This window comes from Acinetobacter bereziniae LMG 1003 = CIP 70.12 (assembly GCF_000368925.1).
GTDB classification, from domain to species: domain Bacteria; phylum Pseudomonadota; class Gammaproteobacteria; order Pseudomonadales; family Moraxellaceae; genus Acinetobacter; species Acinetobacter bereziniae.
In genome coordinates, this window is record NZ_KB849756.1 from 2,243,083 (window position 1) to 2,262,403 (window position 19,321).

The window sequence follows — 19,321 nt, forward strand, 5'->3', positions numbered from 1 at the left end:
TACTCCTCAGCGCTTCATTTTTAGAAGCTTTCGCTGAATTTTGGGTACAACTTCCTACACCTAGCTTCAACAGAGAAAGAAGTTGCTTAAATTTATTTAAATTTATTTAAATGATTACTTTAATTTACAGATTAATGACCACAGGACTAACGGCCTGACTGATACACAATTTAATTTGAGTGTTGCTGTCATGGTCAGTTTCACCCGTGAGTATATTCTTGGTTGAACCACTCACTTTAGTACATGTACAGGTATTGCAAATCCCCATACGGCAACCATGGGTTGGTTTTAACCCGGCATATTCAGCACTCTCAAGAAGGTTAGAACGCGCTTCAAACTCTTGTTGTGAGCGTAAAAAAACGATTGGTTGTGCTTCTAGGCTTTCGTCTACTGCAATCTGGAAATATTCCTGTTTTAAGCGCGCTGTAATATTCAAATCCTGATAAATTTGATTGATGCTTTGCATCATGGCATTCGCACCGCAGGCATAAGTTTGACGTTGCTGAAAATCAGTAACTAAACTTTGCAATAGCTTGATGTTTAAATGCTGTTTTTGCTGAACTGTATTGATGTAATGATAATTAAACTGTGGGTATTGCTGAAAAAGCTGTTCCAAATCTGCATGATATGCTTCATCCCGACTAAAATAAATCAGATCTACAGGACGATTTGAATCAGTCAATGCTTCAAGCAACAGCGAGTAAATTGCGGTGATTCCACTCCCAGAAGCCACCAATAATAATGGGGTATGATCTTGGTCTAAAACAAAATCACCTTGAGGTTGAGACAGTTCAACCACACGTCCAAAAGCCAACTGGCTTAATGCAGTAGAAACCTTACCTTGTTGCTTAACAGCGATAATAATGTCGCCATTATTCAAAAATTTCACGACAGAATAACTGCGTTGTTGACGTACACCTGCAATTTCTACAGTGACTAAAACACTTTGACCTGCTTTAAATTGCTGATGTTTAAAATTACGATTTGGTCGTAATTGAATTTGATAAAAGTCAGTGCTCAACGCACGTGTTTTAACCACTGTGGCTTTGACCTTTTTCCAAGCCCAAATAGGATTGATTTTTTCTGCGATAAAATCGACAAAATCCTCACGAACCCATTCTGGCTGATACTGCATATAGCTACTCATGTGACGTTCCTCTTTGTGCTTGCTATTTATTGAGTGAACAAACGTTCTTTTAGTGAACATATGTACACTATAATCATTTTTTTAATTCAGTCAACACCTGTACACTGACATTCGTCGTTTAATTTGTTTTTATTTTTGATAGACTCATCACAACAAAAATCTTTGGATATCCAAATGTCGATACGCGATGAACGTAAACAACAGAGCCGTCAGGCTTTACTTGATGCTGCTTTAACCTTAAGCACATCGGGTCGTTCATTTTCGAGTATCAGTTTAAGAGAAGTTGCCCGTGAAGTAGGTTTGGTACCAACAGCGTTTTACCGCCATTTTCAAGATATGGATGAGTTAGGTAAAGAGTTGGTCGATCAAGTGTCCTTATACCTTAAAAACGTGTTACATCAATTGGGCAAAGGACTTGCTCATCCAGAAGCTAAGACCAAAACCAGTATGGAACTATTCTTTGAAGCTGTAGACAGTAGTCCCCAACAGTGGATTTTTATGATTTCAGAACGTTGGGGTGGTTCAGAAATTGTTCGTCGTGCCATTTCACGCGAAATCGATTTTTTGAATGATGATCTTGCCAGTGATTTAAAAAAATTTGAAGTGATTGATAATTTTCGAGATGAGAGTGATTTAAAAGTCATCACCAACATTCTGATTAATCTATCTTTTACTTGGGCAATGTCTTGGATTAGCCTGTCTCGCCAGTATTCAGGTATCGAACTTGAATTACAGAAAATGGTGTTAAAAAAGCAAGCTGTGACTCAAATCCACTTAATTTTCAAAGGGATTGAAAATTGGGAAGTCAAAGCATCTTAAACACCCTCACTTAAATTTCTAGACGAAGGTTGACACTGGCTTAAGTTAGTGCAAAACTTATTGGAACAATCGTTCCAATAAAAACATTCTATGCGTAACAAAGAATTTGAACCAGATGAAATTGCCGATGCTGCCATGCAAGTCTTTTGGCAAAAAGGCTATGCTGCAACTTCTGTACAAGACCTTGTAGATGGTACAGGGCTGTCACGCAGCAGCTTATACAATACCTTTGAAAATAAACATACACTTTATCAAGAAGCATTAAAACGTTATCAGGCAATCACTACTGCAAATATTCAAAAACTGACTGGAGATGCGTCTGTTCAAGAACGCATACATCAATTATTGCTTTCAATTCTTGAGGATGAATTAAAAGATCCACAACAGAAAGGCTGTTTGGTTGCCAATGCTGCTTTAGAACTTGCTGCACATGACTCAGATGTTGCTCAGCAAGTACAACATAATTTTCAACGTCTTCAGCAAGCTTTAGCACAGATCATTGTTGATGGACAACATAGCGGTGAGATTTCAATTGATAAAAATCCAAAAGCATTGGCTTATTTTTTGGTCAATACCATTCAAGGAATGCGAATACTGGGTAAAGGTAGTGATTTAGCAGAAAGACAAAAAATTTTACAACATGTCATTGATATAACAATGTTATCTCTCTAATTCGACAAGTCAAAATGCTTTCAAGATTTTGGCTTTTTATTTCAATCTTTTTGGAACAATCATTCCAATAAAAAGACAACAACACAGTGATGTTGCTATAACAAGGATTAAATATGATGAAAATTTTCACACCCAACCATATGAATAAATTTAATTTATCAATATCTATTGATCATGCAAGGGAGATCACAACAAACCCATTACAAGCTCAATGGACTAGACAGGCATGCCACCTTATCACAGCACAGGAAATCCCCCATGTCTGATCATCAAAAATCTCAAAAGCAGCCATCACCCAACAAAACTGTTGAAAAGTTACCTGTATTGCAATTGCTTGCTTTTACCTTAGCAGGCTTTCTCGCCATCATGACAGAAACCTTACCTGCTGGATTACTACCACAAATCAGTCAGGGACTGGCAATCACAGAAGCTCAAGCAGGTCAATTTATTACGCTTTATGCCTTAGGGTCTGTGATTGCCGCAATCCCTGTCATCACCTTGACACGAGACTGGAACAGGCGCCCTTTATTTTTATATGCAATTACAGGTTTATTGATCTTTAATAGTCTCACCGCAATTTCAATGCACTATTATTTTATCTTGGTGGCGCGCTTTTTTGCAGGTATGTCAGCAGGTGTGATTTGGGGACTACTGGCAGGTTATGCACGGCGCTTAGTTCCTTTTCATCTACAAGGTAAAGCATTGGCGATTGCCAGTGTCGGTCAGCCTTTAGCGCTTTCTCTGGGTGTACCCTTAGCAACATGGTTTGGTCATTTGTTTGGCTGGAATCAGGTCTTTTGGGCAATGTCTGTACTCGCACTGATCCTAATCATTTGGGTACGTGCCATGATTCCAGACTTTCAAAGTCAGCCCCAGCAACACAATAAGTCGATTTCACAAGTATTTTTCAGTGCTGGGATTTTGCCGATTCTGACTGTCTTACTATTTTGGATTTTGGCACACAATATTCTCTATACCTATATCGCTCCTTTTTTAACGTCTGTGGATTTAAGCCAACACCTTGATCTTATACTGATGCTGTTTGGGGTCTCTTCTATTCTTGGTATTTGGTTGGTGGGATTATGGATAGATCGACATTTAAGAAAGCTCACCATAATCAGTTTGATTGTTTTTGCTCTAAGTACGATATTGCTTATTTTGAGTCATGATGCGCTGATCATTGTGGTTTGTATCGCAATTTGGGGAGTAGCGTTTGGTGGAGCACCAACGCTATTACAAACTGCACTTGCCGATGCTGCTCAGGAAGATGCCGATGTTGCACAATCGATGTTGGTCACTGTTTTTAATTTAGCAGTCGCAGCTGGTGGATGGCTCGGTGGCATAATCTTGAATCACACAGGGGCTTCAACCTTCCCACATTATATGTTGGGTTTGCTTATTGTTTCGCTATTGATTGTGAGTTTGAGTCATCAACATGCTTTTAAAAGCGGTCAACGAAAACTGGCTTAAACATCGTCTAAACACTTTAGATATAAAAAAACCCGCAAACATTTGCGGGTTTCTGAACTGATCAGGCTTATTTTCCTGTACGTTCTTTATTTACAAGATAGTCAACAACTTGTGTCACTTTAGCATCTTCACCTTGAACCACATATTTACCGTTGACCACAACTGCCGGTACACCAGAAAGTTGATATTGTTGTGCCAACTGGTTTGATTCAGCAATTTTTGCTGTGATCGCAAATGAACTATACATGCTGTTGAATTTTGCTTCAGGTACGCCATATCGCGTAAAGAATTTAGCAAAGGCATCTTTTTGGAGAACTTGTTGATTACCTGAAAAGTTAGTATGGAACAAAGGCAAATGTGTACGTTTGCGTACACCTAGTGCTTCACTGACATAGTATGCACGTGCACCTTGTTCCCATAATGGATTCATCGCAGCAGGTGTACGAATAAAGTTAACATCCTTAGGAATCTTCTTTAACCACGTTTGCATATGTGGTTCTAATTTGAAGCAATGTGGGCATCCGTACCAAAAAAATTCACGTACTTCAATTTTACCTGGTACTGCAACCTTTCCAGGATTTTGAACAACGGTATAATCTTTGCCTGCAACAAAATCAGCGGCCATGGTGTTTGCAGAAAATGCCATCACCATTGCGGTCATGCCACCTAAAATAAATTTTTTCATTGACTTTATTGTCCTCTAAGTCGTCTTGTATAGCTTATGCATTCACTATAAAACAAATATGAGAAAATCGTTTTCCTTCTGTGAAGTTTTTTACACGATTCATCGCTTTTTTCGGATTTATGGTTACACTAGGGTCTGTCGAGAATGAATCTATGGTTTCAACAATCGGTATTTTTTAGTCATACAAGGCATTCATAATGAAATTTAGTTATGCTAAATAAATTATTCATCACCGAGTCATGTCAAAACATACCATTGTTTCCAAGACTTTTGGCAAAGATCACCCAAACCTCGCTATGGAACTCGGTAAGGGAATAGCCCTTAACTCGGTTACATATCTGTTTGAATAAATTTTAGCCTAAAGTACAACCAAGGTATCAAATCTCAACAGACCCTAACATAACTGAACTTAATTTTTGATTAAAACAATTCACTTAGAGGTGACGAACATGTCGCAACTTAATGTTGATCCACAAGAAATTGCTAAATTTGAAGCATTAGCTGCTTTATGGTGGGATCAGCACTCTGAGTTCAGACCCTTACATCAAATCAATCCATTACGTTTAAATTGGATTGACGAACATGCCAATGGTCTTACTGGCAAGAAGATCCTCGATGTTGGTTGTGGTGGCGGCATTTTGGCTGAAAGCATGGCTCGTCGTGGTGCAGATGTTTTGGGTATCGATATGGGTGCAGCGCCACTCAATGTGGCACGTTTACATGCAGAACAGGAAAATGTTTATAATATTGAATATCGACAAATCCCTGTAGAACAACTGGCTGAAGAGCAAGCAGGTCAGTACGATATTGTGACCTGTATGGAAATGCTGGAGCATGTGCCTGATCCTGCTTCGATTATTCAAGCATGTCAAAAATTAGTTAAGCCCAATGGTCATGTGTTTTTCTCCACCATTAACCGTAACCCAAAATCGTATTTATTTGCGATTATTGGCGCAGAATATGTCTTACGTCTATTGAAAAAAGGCACGCATGACTATCACAAATTCATTAAGCCTTCAGAACTGGCTCATGACATTCGTCAATCTGGCTTAACACTTAAAGATATGACAGGTTTACATTACAACCCGCTCACCAAACACTATTGGCTCGCAGCAAATGTAGACGTGAACTATATGGTATATACCGTGAATGAAGGTGTCTGATGCAAGCTGTTCTTTTTGATTTAGACGGCACCTTGATTGATACTGCCGCAGATTTTATTCGTATCATCCAAGACATGTGCCGAAATGAAGGACGTGCTGTCGTCGATGCAGATTTGATTCGCACTCAAGTTTCCGAAGGCGCGCGTGCGATGGTCAAACTGGTTTATCCAGAACTTGAAGTTGATGACCCGGTTTTTCTCGCTCATCGCCAACATTTTTTGGATTTATATGGTGCAGACATTGCCGTTGATACAGATCTCTTTGCAGGTATGTATCCGCTTTTAGCGGAGTTGGAAAGCAATGAGATTCCTTGGGGTATTGTGACCAATAAGCCTCGATGGCTTAGTGAGTCGTTACTTCAAGCACTCAATTTAACTGAGCGTTGTGCTGTATTGGTTTGCCCCGAAGATGTGAAACAGACTAAACCTGACCCTGAGCCAATGTATTTAGCTGCAAAACAGATTGAAATTGCCCCAGAACAATGCATTTATGTAGGCGATCATCCTCGTGATATTGATGCTGGACGAAATGCGCAGATGTATACCATCCTTGCTGCTTATGGTTATTTACCATTACAGTACAAAGATGATTTAGGTGCTTGGCAAGCGGATTGTATTGTGGATAATGTTGATGAATTACATCAAGTTATCAAGAAACTTGTCAACATTTAGAATTGTTAAAAATTCTTTAATTGTTCTAACAAGATAATAAAAAGGCACTGAAACATCTTGAATATGATGTTTCAATGTTTTTATATTGAAACTCAAATCACATCATAACAACTATAGGAGGTCTCCCATGAAATATTCAGAATATCAACCTCGCCCAGATTTATTGAAGGATAAAATTATCCTGATTACGGGTGCGGGAGACGGTATTGGGCGTGCAGCAGCACTCAGCTATGCCTTACACGGTGCCACTGTCGTTTTACATGGTCGTACGCTCAATAAACTTGAAGTCATTTATGATGAAATTGAATCATTAGGTGCGCCGCAGCCGGCGATTTTACCTTTACAACTCTCAACTGCTTCCGCTCGAGATTACGAACTTTTGGTTGATACGCTTGAACAGCAATTTGGACGTTTAGACGGTATTTTACATAATGCGGGTATCTTAGGCGAACGTGTGGAACTGGCAAACTATCCCGAAGAAGTTTGGGATGATGTGATGGCAGTGAATTTACGTGCTCCTTTTGTTTTGACCCAAGAACTCCTGCCTTTATTACAAAAATCTGAACATGCCTCGGTGGTCTTTGCAAGCTCAGGTGTTGGACGAGAAGCACGTGCACAATGGGGTGCTTATTCGGTATCAAAAATAGCGATTGAAGCGGTGAGTAAAATTTTTGCCAAAGAAAATACTTATCCGAATATTCGCTATAACTGTATTAATCCCGGTGGTACACGTACGGCAATGCGTGCCAAAGCCTATCCTGATGAAGATCCAAAAGTGCTACCGTCACCAGAATCGATTATGCCAGCATATCTTTACTTGATGGGTGATGACAGTCTTTCATTAAATGGCGAAAGTATCGACGCACAAGACTGATTGATTTTCCCCTCACCGCGTTTTTGATCAGTGAGGGGAAAATATTGTTGAGTGAATTTTTTATAAACATCATCAAAGTTTAGATTTAGAAAACAATTTAAATCGATTTATTCAATTAAAAATATAATTATATCCAGTTTTTCAAATTACATAAGGTCCTTTATAGTTTTCCTCAACAAAACCAGATCTGGAGAGGAATGAATCATGACTGATTTAAAATATAAAGTAGAGATCATCCGTTCAATCGAACAATTACAACTGCCAAATGATTTTATTCAAGCACTGGATGATGCTTATCAAGCAGAAAATATTATCAAAGCGATCAATTGTCTCAAGGATATGAATGACCAATGGTACTAGACCGTTTGATCAAAGCTGAGTTAGCGCTACGCTTCAACTCAGCTAAAAACAATATTTATAAATATTTACATTTTTTTAATCATAAAATGTGCACTAAAGAAAAGTACATGAGCGTTTGTGGTTCAAAGCATTACGATAACCCTTTTCACTTTTTCAGAAATATGTTTTGATTATGTCTGTATTTTTTAATGAAAAACTGAATTATCTTCACAGTTTCTCTGCAATTTAGCAGTACAGTAGTGAGGTCAAAATAAACACACTGGATAAGCGAGGATGATTATGAAAAAGATTTTAGCGATCATCGCAGTCTCTCTATCAACACTGCTGACGACTCAAATTACCATTGCAGGTCCTCATTTTGACAATGACCATGGTTATGACCAAGGTAAGCGTGATCGCGGTGAGCGTGGGCGTAATTTTCGTGGGAATGACGATGATAATATTCAAGAGCAACGTCGGGAGCGAGAAGAACGTGGTGTAAAGCGTTTACAGCAACATAAATGGCAAATGGGTTATGTAATGCCACAACATTACAGAGGAAACAGCTATAAAGTTGATTATAAGGATGAGAATCTACCAAAACCCTCACGTAATCAACAATGGTATAAAATTAATAATGACTATATCCTAGTTGATTCTGATAACAATAATATTGTGAGTATCCGTGGTATGTAGTCTGTGTAACACTGATCAATATTTAAATTTCATAAGCTCAAACACCTTTTTCGTTTGAGCTTTTTTTTTGCTCAATTTCTGCTTTTACAAGCGATGAGAATAATTTATAGAACTTGCATGCAAATTCACAATTCAATGATATTTCTCCATTTTTTATCTCAAATTCGGGAGTAATTTTGAATCATCGGATAGATCATCCGTTTTATAAGGTCAATTCAAATGAAAAAAGTTATCAGCGCAATCACGCTCTCTCTCAGTGCCTTAATCGCAACCTCAGCAATGGCAGATTGGGATCATGGTCGTGATCATCGCCCTATGGCTAGTCATGAAAAATTTGAATGGCGAGAAGGTGTAATTTTACCTGAACGCTACCATGACAATCATTACTATGTGAATGATTATCGTGTTTATAAAAACCTTCACAAACCAGCCAAATTTGAGCGTTGGTATAAAGTTGATGGTCGTTATGTACTTGTGAACGAACGTACCCACCATATTATTCGAGTCATCCGTTAATATTAAAATGATCAAAAGCACAGTCCCTATTCTGTTTGCTTTATCCATCCGTTAAAACTCAACGCCTTCCTCACCCTCCTTTTCCCAAGGAGGGTTTTTTTATTAAAATTAACTTCAGATTGTTCGTTTTATTTTCAAGCTCATTGAGCAATTGATCGTTTTGCGTATCAAGCCTCTCATTTTGTCGATTTCCACAGCAGAGATACGACTTTGAGATTTCTAAGGACCGAGAAAAATAAGGATATTGGCTGCCTTCATCAAATCTTCATACATTTCACAATTCAACTAAATCATCCTCACCATTTATCTCTAATTTTTGCGTAATTTGAAAGCATCAAAGGACACAAGTTAAATTCAGGTGAATCAAATGAAAAGCATTTTAACCACGATCACACTTTCGATGGCGGCACTGATAACCACTTCAGCTATGGCAGCCCCACATGTAGACCATCGAGATCAACAGCACCGTTATGAACAACAGCGTTGGGATCATCGAAATGATCATCGTTGGAACAACAATAAGCATTATGGCAATACCGTTATTCCAAGTCGTCATTGGCGTTCAGGTCAGTATTTACCTTCTCAATTTGGCTCTTCTCGTTATCACGTCAACTATAAAAACTATCGTCATTTATCCAAACCAGGAAAGTATCAACAGTGGTATAGAATCAATGGCGACTATGTATTGGTAAACCAAAAAAATCATCGCATTATTCGTGTCATCGGCTGATATTTTTAACATAAACTAAAACCCAACTGTGCTTGGGTTTTTTTAATATTTTGAGAAATACATGACAATTCTATTGAATTAACAATGCTTTCAACTACATATTTTCATGGATATCTTCATTATTTCTCTATATTTCAGGATTAAGTTTATCCATAGATCGAAAGGAAATGTGTTGATACCGGAGCTTCAAATGCAATGTCAATCACTTCCTTTTTAATATGTGAACTTTCATCTTATATTCAAGATTTAATTGTGAAATGAATAACCCTTTTGCACTCGTCCTCCCACGTTCGAGTGCTTTTTTTATTTTGACTATTATTTCTCAGTTATTTTTGTTTAGAATCATCATATAGCAATCAACAATACTGAGATAGGTATGCAAACTGACAATCCAGAAACAACGCAAAGCATAGCGCAAGAATATGTGCATTGGTTTCGTCATTCTGCACCTTATATCAATGCCCATCGGGGCAAGACCTTTGTATTGATGTTTGGTGGTGAAGCCGTTGAACATCCAAATTTTCAGCATATTATTCATGATATTGCACTATTGCATTCACTAGGTATCCGACTCATTTTGGTCCACGGCGCGCGCCCGCAAATCAATGCAAATTTGCTCCAAAATAAAATTCAGAGTCCGATTCATATCAATCGTCGCATTACCACACGTGCTTCTTTACCCTGTGTGATGAGTGCTGTAGGTTCGATTCGACTACAAATTGAAGCCTTATTGTCTATGGGGCTCGCCAACTCACCGATGTTTGGTGCTCGCATTGATGTTGTATCGGGTAACTTCGTGACGGCAAAACCTTACGGTATTCGAGATGGGATTGATTTTCAGCTCACTGGTGAGGTTCGAACCATTGATACTGAGGCGATTCAACGTCATCTAGACAATCAAAATATTGTGCTATTAGGTCCAACAGGCTATTCAACCACTGGTGAAGTGTTTAATTTACTCGCAGAAGAAGTGGCAACAAAAACCGCCATTCACATGCAAGCGGATAAGTTGATTTTCTTGGGTAGTCAACAAGGCTTGATGGATGAGTACGGTCAATTAAAACGTGAAATTACCCCACACCAACTTGATAGACACATTGAAAAATATCAAGATTCAAATTTTGAAATTGCATTGCATTTACACAATGCCAAACAGGCATCCTTAAAAGGGGTCAATCGCGTGCACCTCCTTTCATATGCATATGATGGCGCTTTAATTGAAGAACTCTTTACCCGAGATGGGCATGGCACCATGATCACAGATGCACATTATGAAGAAGTGCGTATGGCAAATATCGGTGACGTAGGTGGTTTAATCAATTTATTACGCCCATTAGAAGAAGAAGGGATTTTGGTCTATCGTTCACGCGAACGACTTGAAACTGAAATTGATAAATTTGCTGTCATCGAGCGAGACGGTACAATTTTAGCGTGTGCCGCACTCTACCCAATTCCTGCTTCAAATGATGAAGTAAGCTCCGCTGAAATCGCCTGCGTTGCTGTCCATCCTGGCTATCGTAAATCGAATCGAGGCAGTCAAATTCTCCATTTCCTAGAAGAACATGCACGCCAGCAAAGCATTCAACAACTGTTTGTTCTCACTACACGAACAGCACACTGGTTCTTAGAGCATGGTTTTGACTTGGCGAATGTGGATGACTTACCAGAAGCGCGGCAAGCCCTATATAACTATCAACGTAATTCAATGGTATTTAAAAAACGGATTGCCTGATCCTCAAAACAAACTGAGTTCTATGAATTATCACATTTACATCTAAACTTATCTAAATAGATTCCATGACTGAGATGTTTTGCTTATGCATGATCATGGAATCTATATTCCTAATCTAAATAGAAACAATAAATTTATACTTTTCATATTCTTATAACTTTCTATTTTTATAGAATATTAATTTTATATTTCTAATTTAACGATAACTTTAGCATTTAATCATTTATCTTTTTTTTTCATTAGCAATCATCAAAAACTTATTTTTTTGAAAATACAAAGCCTTTTAAGCTGATGCTCATTCTTTTTACATTACACAGGCATCGTGACTCATGGCGCACTTATTTCAACCTTCATGGAAAAAAATCTCCTTTCTAAGTGCAAGCCTTGCCACCATCATGATGCTGACTGGATGTTCTAAACCACAAGAAAGCACGACTTTAAATATTGGTTTTCAAAAATATGGTGTATTGCCGATTATCAAAGCTCGTGGTGACCTAGATAAAGCACTTAAAGAAAAAGGGGTCAATGTCAAATGGGTTGAGTTTCCTGCTGGTCCACAATTGCTAGAAGGTTTAAATGTGGGGAGCGTATCTTTTGGCGAATCAGGTGAAGCACCTCCTATTTTTGCTCAAGCGGCAAATTCCAATCTGGTCTACGTTGCCAATCAGCCTGCTGCACCTTTGGCTGAGGCACTGATTGTCCCTAAAGATTCACCTATTCAATCGGTACAAGACCTCAAAGGTAAACGTGTGGTCCTGAACAAAGGCTCTAACGTACATTACCTTTTACTCAAAGTATTGGAGGCAAATCACTTAAAATTGGATGATATCCAAGTGGTCTACTTACCGCCTGCCGATGCACGTGCTGCTTTTGAAAAAGGTGCAGTCGATGCGTGGGTTATTTGGGATCCGTTCTTTGCTGCTGCTGAAAAACAGCTCAATGCAAAAGTGATTGCTACTGGTCAAAATGTGGTGAATAACCATCAATTTTATTTGGCTGATCGTAAATTTGCAGAACAACACCCCGATGTTTTAAAGGTCGTGGTGAATGAATTGAACACCACCACACAATGGGTATCTCAACATCAAACTGATGCAGCAAAACTTTTAGAAAAACCAACAGGCTTACCGCTTGATGTACTCAATACATCCATTTCACGGATGGGTTTTGGGGTAAGTCCGATTTCTAATGATGTGGTGAAAAAGCAACAAGATGTCGCTGATGCTTTTTATCAACAAAAACTTATTCCAAACAAAATCAATATTCAAGCGGCTGTATTAGCCCACTAATTTCGCACAATGCGATGTAATGAGGACATCAAAATGACCCAACACTTTGTACAACACAAAACATCATCATGGTTCAATGCTCCTACACATGCAATGACAACAATGTTGATCTGTAGTGCAATGCTTGGGTCAACTTCGGTGTGGGCAATCGACCCAACAGTGAAAGAATTGCGTATTGGTTTTCAAAAAAGTTCGATTAACTTTGCAATTGCCAAACAACAGAAACTCTATGAAAAGGAATTTCCCAATGCCAAGATTTCTTGGAGTGAATTTCCAGCAGGACCACAGATTCTTGAAGCTCTTGCCGTTGGTTCACTGGATGTAGGTGTCACAGGAGATACGCCACCAGTCTACGCACAAGCAGCCAATAAGCCTTTGTATTATATTGCCTATGAAGCGGCCAAACCGTTGGCTTCGGCAATTTTAGTACCGAAAAGCTCAAAAATAACCAAACTCGGCGAATTAAAAGGTAAGCGTATTGCACTACAAAAAGGTTCGAGCGCTCACTATTTACTGGTTCAAGCTGTACGTAAAGCTGGCTTGCAATGGTCGGATATTCAACCCATTTGGCTCACTCCTGCTGATGCACGCGCCGCTTTCCAAAAAGGAGCCGTCGATGCTTGGGCGATTTGGGACCCATTCTTTGCTTCTGCGCAGATTGAAGATCAAGCCCGTGTACTTGCTTCAGGGCAAGGTTTAAGTCCGAATTATACTTTTTACTTGGCGTCACCTGAATTTTTAAAAAAATATCCTCAAGCAGTCAAAGGCATTATCCAACAAATTAATGTTGCAGATAAATGGGTGCAGACCAACCGTGTTGCCACCGCACAATCAATTGGTCAAAGCACGGGCTTAAAACCACAAGTCAGTCAGACTTTTATTGATCGACGCCCTCGCCCCTCAGGTGCTGCTCCACTTTCAGCCAAAGTGATTTCAGACCAACAACAACTCGCAAATCGCTTTAGCGAACTCAAAATTATTCCAAATAGCATAGAGATTAAACAAGCTGTTTGGACTGCGAAATAGTATTTGAATTTTTTTAAGGATGCATGATATGAAAATCTTCTGGTTTATTCCCACTCACGGTGACAGTCGTTATTTAGGAACCAGCAAAGGCGCACGACAAGTCGATCATGCCTATATGAAACAAATTGCTGTTGCAGTCGATAATTTGGGTTATGAAGGTGTACTTATTCCAACAGGTCGTTCATGTGAAGATCCATGGATCACGGCAGCAAGCTTAATTGATGCCACTAAAAATTTAAAATTCTTGGTTGCTTTGCGCCCAGGTGTAACCACACCTGCCCTCGCAGCACGTATGGCGGCTACTTTTGACCGTTTATCCAATGGTCGTGTTCTACTTAACCTCGTTACAGGTGGTGATGAACAAGAATTAAAAGGTGATGGTTTATATGAAGATCATGCTACACGCTATAAAACAGCAGCGGAGTACACCACCATTTGGCGTGAAATTTTAAAGCGTTCACATACGGGTGAATCTTTTACATTTCATGGTGAACGCCTGAATGTTGATGATGCCAAACTGCTTTATCCTCCTATTCAAGCCCCTTACCCACCGCTTTGGTTTGGTGGCTCTTCTGAAGACGCCATCGAATTGGCAGCTGAGCAAGTCGATACTTATTTAACTTGGGGTGAACCACCTGCTGCGGTAAAAGAAAAAATTGCAGTGGTTAAAGCACGTGCTGAAGCCAAAGGACGCCAGTTAAGTTATGGTATCCGTTTACATGTGATTGTTCGTGAAACCAATGAACAAGCATGGCAAGCAGCCAATGAACTGATTCAGTATGTCGATGATGCAACCATCGCAGCTGCTCAAAAGAAATTTAAACAAATGGATTCTGTCGGTCAGCGTCGCATGGCAGAACTACACAATGGTGATCGTAGCAAACTTGAAGTTTCTCCAAACCTTTGGGCAGGTGTTGGATTGGTTCGTGGTGGTGCAGGTACAGCATTGGTGGGCGATCCACAAACAGTTGCAGACCGTATCCAAGAATATGCAGACTTGGGTATCAACACATTTATCTTTTCTGGCTATCCGCATTTGGAAGAATCCATTCGTTTTGCTGAGTTGGTATTCCCATTGCTTCCATTGGAAACACGTAAAAAACTCACCCAACCAAATTTAACTGGACCATTTGGGGAAATTGTTGCCAACAACTACACACCTGAGGAAAATAAAAAGCCCTTAAAGGAGCTCGCATGAATGCCATAGCCAAGCGGAACCCTAACAAGGAAAGTCATATCGTTTCACGTGGAACAAAGCAATTTGGGCAGCGCTTGCTGCCTTGGATTGTTCCAATTTTACTCATTGTCATTTGGCAAATCGCCTCGAAAACTGGCTTACTTGAAAGTCGTGTTCTTCCAGCACCTACAGCTGTTGTATCGGCATTTTGGACATTATTGGTCAGCGGTGAACTTTGGCAACATGTCAAAGTGAGTGCAGGACGTGCCTTACTCGGGCTATTGGTTGGGGGTGGCTTAGGTCTGATTTTAGGCTTACTCAATGGCTCTTCGAAAGTTGCATCCAATCTACTTGATACGACCTTGCAAATGATTCGAAATATTCCTGCTTTAGCACTCATACCGCTTGTGATTTTATGGTTCGGTATTGATGAATCTGCAAAATTATTTCTAGTGGCTGTTGGTGTATTTTTCCCTATTTATATCAATACCTATCATGGCATTCGCTCAGTCGATCCTCAGTTAATTGAGATGGGGAAAAGCTATGGTTTAAATCACTGGCAATTGTATAAAGAAATTATTTTACCAGGCGCAATGCCATCCATTTTGGTTGGTTTACGCTTTTCATTGGGCTTAGTTTGGGTCTTACTTATTGTTGCAGAAACTATTTCTGCTCAATCTGGAATTGGTTATATGACCATGAATGCCCGTGAGTTTCTACAAACAGACATCGTCCTTGTCGGTATTTTACTGTATGCCCTTCTCGGCAAGCTTGCCGATGTATTCGCACAATTCTTAGAAAAATATCTATTGCGTTGGCACGCAGGTTATCAGAAATAGGAGCTTAAAATGACCGATTTAAGTATAAGCCAATATGCCAATGATCTTCTTCCAAACCCAGACATTATTGAACAAGATCAGACAAAAATTGGCGCAGAAATTTCGATTGAACACCTGCATAAGTACTATGGTGAAGTTAAAGTTCTTGAAGATTTAGACTTACATATTGAAGCAGGAGAGTTTGTTGCGATCGTAGGGCGCAGTGGCTGTGGTAAAAGTACACTCTTGCGTTTAATTGCTGATTTAGAACAACCGAGTTACGGTGAAATTAAATTTAAGTCATTGTTGAATTTCCGTGAAGGTATTATTGCAGATGATATCCGGGTGATGTTTCAAGACCCGCGTCTTTTACCTTGGAAAAACATTTTAAAAAATGTGCAATTGGGTCTCACCAAAGATCAATTTCCCAAAGCTGAGCAATTATTAGAAAAAGTCGGGTTAAAAGAAAAGTCTGGATTATGGCCTTCTCAACTTTCAGGTGGACAACGTCAACGAACAGCACTTGCACGTGCCTTGTCGCACACACCACGAGTATTGCTTCTTGATGAACCTTTGGGAGCTTTGGATGCATTAACACGCCTAGAAATGCAAAGCCTGATCGAAAAACTGTGGTTAGAACAAGGATTTACTACTATTCTGGTCACCCATGATGTCAGTGAGGCTGTGCAATTGGCAGACCGTATTATTCTTTTGGATAAAGGGCATATCGCACAACAGTTTCAAGTTGATTTAGCCCGCCCACGTCAAAAAGGAGTTGCCTTTGCTGAGCTTGAACAACAAGTGCTTGCTGCGGTGCTTGCGACTTAAAAATAGCGTGCTGAAAATTTATCTATAAAATATAAGGGCATAAAAGTTCGTGCCCTTATTCCAGATTGAATCCTATATTTTTATCAATATACCGAAGTTTTATCCATTTTTATCGGCGAAAACTTCATTATTAAATAAATAAAATCATCCGTAGAGATTTTTCATTCAAATATAATCGAGTGCTTTTAAATCAAAATGACTTTCTTAAATTAAAATTAAATAACAGCATTCATGGTTCATTATTTTGTAAGTGACTCAAAAAATAGCCTTATACTAAAAAATGTCACAAAATTTAAATAATAAGCCATAACTGACATAATTTTTATATTAATTTTGCTCTAGTTTAGTGCAATTTTAGATAATAGTGAATTACGATTGATTTAATAATAAAACTTCATAATTATTTATCAGAAATATACCAAAATAATGTTGCTTTCTGTGCACAAATCAAACATTTTACCGTACAATTTAATAATCATTTATTTGATTTAAAGATGCGATGGAACAAAAAAAGAGTGCTCAAAAACGGCAGCAGTTACTTAGTGCTGCACTTGATGTGTTTTCTGTCTATGGTTTCAACGGTGCAAGCCTAGACGAAATTGCGCAGTTAGCAGATATGCATAAGTCGAATATTTTCTATTACTATGAAAATAAAGAAGCTTTATACGTTGAAGTCCTGACTACCGTGATGCAGAAATGGTTAGCACCATTACAATCGCTTGAATCGGAATTGGAACCAGCTGAGGCTTTGTCACATTACATTATGACAAAGATCGAAATCTCAAGAACTCAGCCCAAAGCCTCTAAGCTTTTTGCCTTAGAAGTAATTCAAGGTGCGCCACATATTTTATCCATCCTCAAAGGTCCGCTTAAAAAGTTATTTAAACGCAAAGCGAAGGTCATTTTGAATTGGCAAACTCAAGGTAAAATCTCAGATCAGATTGATGCTGAATTACTGATTATCAATATTTGGGCATTGACTCAAAACTATGCTGATTTCAGTACTCAAATCGAAATGGTTACAGGTAAAACTTTACGCAATAAAAGTATGTGTCAACGTGCAATCGAACATACGATTCACATGACTTTATATGGTGTTTTACCGCGTAATTAATCATCCAATATAACAATATTGGTTATTTTGGCAAACGACCATAGTTCCCTATGGTCGCCTGAACTTAAATTGAAATTCTAAAGATATTCAATTTGTTGTTTTTCTAATCTAAAGACTGATAAAGTTTTAATAATTTCTGTGCGCCTAATAATAAATTTTCTTCCCAATCTAAATGCGCAGTATCGTTGGCACCATCGGTAATATACTTCACGGAAATTAATCGCACGTTGAGCTTTTTACATACTTTCGCCAATGCATAACCTTCCATATCAACTAAATTACAATTGACCTTTGGCTGCCCTGTTTCAAAACTATCCCCTGTACCACAAATGCCTTTTGATAAATGAGGAAAATAACAGTCTAAATGAATTTCTTGAGGAAAATGCTGATCCATTGGCGTCACACCCACTTCAAAGCCGAGTGGAGAAACATCCATATCTCGCTGTACAAAGGTTTTTACTTCGATCAATTCATGGGCATTAAAAGTTGAGCTTCCTGCACTTCCGAGGTTCAATATGGTTTTGCAACCTGTTTTTTGAATGACATCATAAGCTGTGAATGCTGCATTGATTTTGCCAATTCCACTATAGTGAATGGGAATTCCTGCTTGTTCAAACAAACCTTTAGATTCATTGGGTAAAGCCATGATTAATGCTAAATTATCTTTCATCACTGTTCAAAATTAAAATTTTACTTATTAAAATTGAAATTTTATCCTAGATCAATTTAATTCTTTTTTAAAACAATCTGCCCACCACATTCAATTTAAAATCATATACAAATCACTACGATACTCTACATTTTGATTGTTCATAATAATGATGAAATACATAAATAGAGATGACAATAAATGAATATCCAAATCATTGTGGGCAGTATTCGAGAAGGTCGTGTTGCAATCAAAGTTGCAGAATGGCTACACAAAGAAATTAACAAACTTGAATTTAATACTTTAAATGTTGAAATCGTAGATTTAAAAGAATGGGATTTGCCTTTCTTTGCAGGGAAAAACTCACCTGCATCTGGTATTTATGACCAACCTAAGCAGCAGGAATGGGCAAAAAAAGTCGCTTCGGGAGATGCCTTCATTTTCATTACCCCAGAATATAATCATGGATACAGCCCTGTACTGAAAAATGCAATTGACTATGTATATAAGGAATGGCAAAGCAAACCTGCAGCGTTTGTGAGTTATGGTGGAACCAACGGCTCTCGTTCTATTGATCAAATTAAACAGGTATGTGCCTTTATTGGTATGGTCGACTCCAATGCTGTCATCGAAATTCGTGATATTGGTCAACGTGGTAAAGCTGAAATTTTTAAAGGTAATGAATTTGATCAGAAAGCTGTAAAATCTGTAGTCAATAAATTGATTCAATATGCCAATGTTTAAAGTGATTAATGTACGCTTTAGCTTACAATGATTGTTTGATTTTACGACTTGGACGATCTAAAGAATTTATCTATTCTAGAGTCATAGGGAACAGGAAGTTTCCCAGACACAAAACAACAATAATCGGTCTGAGCATCAGGAAGTGAGGTAGAACAGGAGTTT

At 38.6% G+C, this 19,321-nt stretch carries 21 protein-coding genes; 18 read left to right on the forward strand and 3 right to left on the reverse strand.

Annotated features, from left to right (window positions below; all coding sequences use genetic code 11):
* Positions 1 to 124 precede the first annotated feature (124 nt).
* Positions 125 to 1,147, reverse strand: a complete 1,023-nt coding sequence (locus F938_RS20300) for a flavin reductase family protein (protein ID WP_005034748.1) — start codon at positions 1,145 to 1,147, stop codon at positions 125 to 127.
* A 174-nt stretch (positions 1,148 to 1,321) separates the two neighbouring features.
* Here F938_RS20300 and F938_RS20305 point away from each other — a divergent pair, with 174 nt between their 5' ends.
* The 3 genes from F938_RS20305 to F938_RS20315 all read left to right on the forward strand — a co-directional run bounded on the left by F938_RS20305 (position 1,322) and on the right by F938_RS20315 (position 4,108).
* Positions 1,322 to 1,966 carry a TetR family transcriptional regulator gene (locus tag F938_RS20305; RefSeq protein WP_004832185.1) on the forward strand — a complete coding sequence of 215 codons (645 nt, stop codon included), beginning with the start codon at positions 1,322 to 1,324 and terminating at the stop codon, positions 1,964 to 1,966.
* A gap of 90 nt (positions 1,967 to 2,056) precedes the next feature.
* Positions 2,057 to 2,638 carry a TetR/AcrR family transcriptional regulator gene (locus tag F938_RS20310; protein WP_005034749.1) on the forward strand — a complete coding sequence of 194 codons (582 nt, stop codon included), beginning with the start codon at positions 2,057 to 2,059 and terminating at the stop codon, positions 2,636 to 2,638.
* A gap of 258 nt (positions 2,639 to 2,896) precedes the next feature.
* Positions 2,897 to 4,108: an MFS transporter gene (locus F938_RS20315; protein ID WP_005034750.1), complete on the forward strand. Its 1,212-nt coding sequence runs from the start codon at positions 2,897 to 2,899 to the stop codon at positions 4,106 to 4,108.
* A gap of 67 nt (positions 4,109 to 4,175) precedes the next feature.
* Here F938_RS20315 and F938_RS20320 read toward each other — a convergent pair whose 3' ends face one another.
* Positions 4,176 to 4,793 carry a thiol:disulfide interchange protein DsbA/DsbL gene (locus F938_RS20320; RefSeq protein ID WP_005034751.1) on the reverse strand — a complete coding sequence of 206 codons (618 nt, stop codon included), beginning with the start codon at positions 4,791 to 4,793 and terminating at the stop codon, positions 4,176 to 4,178.
* A 449-nt stretch (positions 4,794 to 5,242) separates the two neighbouring features.
* On the opposite strand from F938_RS20320, the gene ubiG reads away from it, so the two are divergent.
* The 14 genes from ubiG to F938_RS20385 all read left to right on the forward strand — a co-directional run bounded on the left by ubiG (position 5,243) and on the right by F938_RS20385 (position 17,766).
* Positions 5,243 to 5,956: a bifunctional 2-polyprenyl-6-hydroxyphenol methylase/3-demethylubiquinol 3-O-methyltransferase UbiG gene (gene ubiG, locus F938_RS20325; protein WP_005034753.1), complete on the forward strand. Its 714-nt coding sequence runs from the start codon at positions 5,243 to 5,245 to the stop codon at positions 5,954 to 5,956.
* A complete protein-coding gene (locus F938_RS20330) occupies positions 5,953 to 6,627 on the forward strand; it encodes an HAD family hydrolase (protein WP_167539474.1) in 675 nt (224 codons plus the stop codon). The genes ubiG and F938_RS20330 overlap by 4 nt, the downstream gene beginning before the upstream one ends.
* A 127-nt stretch (positions 6,628 to 6,754) precedes the next feature.
* Positions 6,755 to 7,501, forward strand: coding sequence for a YciK family oxidoreductase (locus F938_RS20335; RefSeq protein WP_004832201.1), 747 nt, complete (start codon positions 6,755 to 6,757; stop codon positions 7,499 to 7,501).
* Between the two features lie 204 nt (positions 7,502 to 7,705).
* A complete protein-coding gene (locus tag F938_RS24560) occupies positions 7,706 to 7,861 on the forward strand; it encodes a hypothetical protein (protein ID WP_004832203.1) in 156 nt (51 codons plus the stop codon).
* Positions 7,862 to 8,140: 279 nt separating this feature from the next.
* Positions 8,141 to 8,536, forward strand: a complete 396-nt coding sequence (locus F938_RS20340) for an RcnB family protein (protein ID WP_004832208.1) — start codon at positions 8,141 to 8,143, stop codon at positions 8,534 to 8,536.
* 219 nt (positions 8,537 to 8,755) lie between these two features.
* Positions 8,756 to 9,052 (forward strand): RcnB family protein, encoded by a 297-nt coding sequence (locus tag F938_RS20345; protein WP_005034756.1) that lies wholly within the window; start codon positions 8,756 to 8,758, stop codon positions 9,050 to 9,052.
* 367 nt (positions 9,053 to 9,419) lie between these two features.
* Positions 9,420 to 9,782, forward strand: a complete 363-nt coding sequence (locus F938_RS20350; RefSeq protein ID WP_005034758.1) for an RcnB family protein — start codon at positions 9,420 to 9,422, stop codon at positions 9,780 to 9,782.
* 376 nt (positions 9,783 to 10,158) lie between these two features.
* Positions 10,159 to 11,514: an amino-acid N-acetyltransferase gene (gene argA / locus F938_RS20355; RefSeq protein WP_005034759.1), complete on the forward strand. Its 1,356-nt coding sequence runs from the start codon at positions 10,159 to 10,161 to the stop codon at positions 11,512 to 11,514.
* Between the two features lie 329 nt (positions 11,515 to 11,843).
* On the forward strand, positions 11,844 to 12,803 hold the full coding sequence (locus tag F938_RS20360; RefSeq protein ID WP_005034761.1) for a sulfonate ABC transporter substrate-binding protein: 960 nt from the start codon (positions 11,844 to 11,846) through the stop codon (positions 12,801 to 12,803).
* 93 nt (positions 12,804 to 12,896) lie between these two features.
* Positions 12,897 to 13,829, forward strand: a complete 933-nt coding sequence (locus F938_RS20365; protein WP_227561129.1) for a sulfonate ABC transporter substrate-binding protein — start codon at positions 12,897 to 12,899, stop codon at positions 13,827 to 13,829.
* A gap of 28 nt (positions 13,830 to 13,857) precedes the next feature.
* Positions 13,858 to 15,027, forward strand: a complete 1,170-nt coding sequence (ssuD, locus tag F938_RS20370) for an FMNH2-dependent alkanesulfonate monooxygenase (protein WP_005034766.1) — start codon at positions 13,858 to 13,860, stop codon at positions 15,025 to 15,027.
* Positions 15,024 to 15,845 (forward strand): aliphatic sulfonate ABC transporter permease SsuC, encoded by an 822-nt coding sequence (gene ssuC, locus F938_RS20375; RefSeq protein WP_005034767.1) that lies wholly within the window; start codon positions 15,024 to 15,026, stop codon positions 15,843 to 15,845. Before ssuD ends, ssuC begins: the two co-directional genes overlap by 4 nt.
* A gap of 9 nt (positions 15,846 to 15,854) precedes the next feature.
* Positions 15,855 to 16,652: an ATP-binding cassette domain-containing protein gene (locus F938_RS20380; RefSeq protein WP_005034769.1), complete on the forward strand. Its 798-nt coding sequence runs from the start codon at positions 15,855 to 15,857 to the stop codon at positions 16,650 to 16,652.
* Between the two features lie 499 nt (positions 16,653 to 17,151).
* On the forward strand, positions 17,152 to 17,766 hold the full coding sequence (locus tag F938_RS20385; protein ID WP_004832227.1) for a TetR/AcrR family transcriptional regulator: 615 nt from the start codon (positions 17,152 to 17,154) through the stop codon (positions 17,764 to 17,766).
* Positions 17,767 to 17,869: 103 nt separating this feature from the next.
* On the opposite strand, the gene F938_RS20390 is transcribed toward F938_RS20385, so the two are convergent.
* Positions 17,870 to 18,436, reverse strand: a complete 567-nt coding sequence (locus F938_RS20390; protein WP_005034771.1) for a phosphorylase family protein — start codon at positions 18,434 to 18,436, stop codon at positions 17,870 to 17,872.
* A 180-nt stretch (positions 18,437 to 18,616) separates the two neighbouring features.
* Here F938_RS20390 and F938_RS20395 point away from each other — a divergent pair, with 180 nt between their 5' ends.
* Positions 18,617 to 19,159, forward strand: coding sequence for an NADPH-dependent FMN reductase (locus tag F938_RS20395; RefSeq protein ID WP_005034773.1), 543 nt, complete (start codon positions 18,617 to 18,619; stop codon positions 19,157 to 19,159).
* Positions 19,160 to 19,321: the final 162 nt, after the last annotated feature.

Bases quoted from the DNA above. Each gene is read 5' to 3' on its own strand.
- argA (WP_005034759.1), top strand. From the start codon at position 10,159: ATGCAAACTGACAATCCAGAAACAACGCAAAGCATAGCGCAAGAATAT.
- F938_RS20315 (WP_005034750.1), top strand. From the start codon at position 2,897: ATGTCTGATCATCAAAAATCTCAAAAGCAGCCATCACCCAACAAAACT.
- F938_RS20300 (WP_005034748.1), bottom strand. From the start codon at position 1,147: ATGAGTAGCTATATGCAGTATCAGCCAGAATGGGTTCGTGAGGATTTT.
- F938_RS20345 (WP_005034756.1), top strand. From the start codon at position 8,756: ATGAAAAAAGTTATCAGCGCAATCACGCTCTCTCTCAGTGCCTTAATC.
- F938_RS20340 (WP_004832208.1), top strand. From the start codon at position 8,141: ATGAAAAAGATTTTAGCGATCATCGCAGTCTCTCTATCAACACTGCTG.
- F938_RS20380 (WP_005034769.1), top strand. From the start codon at position 15,855: ATGACCGATTTAAGTATAAGCCAATATGCCAATGATCTTCTTCCAAAC.
- F938_RS20305 (WP_004832185.1), top strand. From the start codon at position 1,322: ATGTCGATACGCGATGAACGTAAACAACAGAGCCGTCAGGCTTTACTT.
- F938_RS20320 (WP_005034751.1), bottom strand. From the start codon at position 4,793: ATGAAAAAATTTATTTTAGGTGGCATGACCGCAATGGTGATGGCATTT.
- ssuD (WP_005034766.1), top strand. From the start codon at position 13,858: ATGAAAATCTTCTGGTTTATTCCCACTCACGGTGACAGTCGTTATTTA.
- F938_RS20390 (WP_005034771.1), bottom strand. From the start codon at position 18,436: ATGAAAGATAATTTAGCATTAATCATGGCTTTACCCAATGAATCTAAA.
- F938_RS20310 (WP_005034749.1), top strand. From the start codon at position 2,057: ATGCGTAACAAAGAATTTGAACCAGATGAAATTGCCGATGCTGCCATG.
- F938_RS20360 (WP_005034761.1), top strand. From the start codon at position 11,844: ATGGCGCACTTATTTCAACCTTCATGGAAAAAAATCTCCTTTCTAAGT.
- F938_RS24560 (WP_004832203.1), top strand. From the start codon at position 7,706: ATGACTGATTTAAAATATAAAGTAGAGATCATCCGTTCAATCGAACAA.
- F938_RS20365 (WP_227561129.1), top strand. From the start codon at position 12,897: ATGACAACAATGTTGATCTGTAGTGCAATGCTTGGGTCAACTTCGGTG.
- F938_RS20335 (WP_004832201.1), top strand. From the start codon at position 6,755: ATGAAATATTCAGAATATCAACCTCGCCCAGATTTATTGAAGGATAAA.
- ubiG (WP_005034753.1), top strand. From the start codon at position 5,243: ATGTCGCAACTTAATGTTGATCCACAAGAAATTGCTAAATTTGAAGCA.
- F938_RS20385 (WP_004832227.1), top strand. From the start codon at position 17,152: ATGGAACAAAAAAAGAGTGCTCAAAAACGGCAGCAGTTACTTAGTGCT.
- F938_RS20395 (WP_005034773.1), top strand. From the start codon at position 18,617: ATGAATATCCAAATCATTGTGGGCAGTATTCGAGAAGGTCGTGTTGCA.
- F938_RS20350 (WP_005034758.1), top strand. From the start codon at position 9,420: ATGAAAAGCATTTTAACCACGATCACACTTTCGATGGCGGCACTGATA.
- ssuC (WP_005034767.1), top strand. From the start codon at position 15,024: ATGAATGCCATAGCCAAGCGGAACCCTAACAAGGAAAGTCATATCGTT.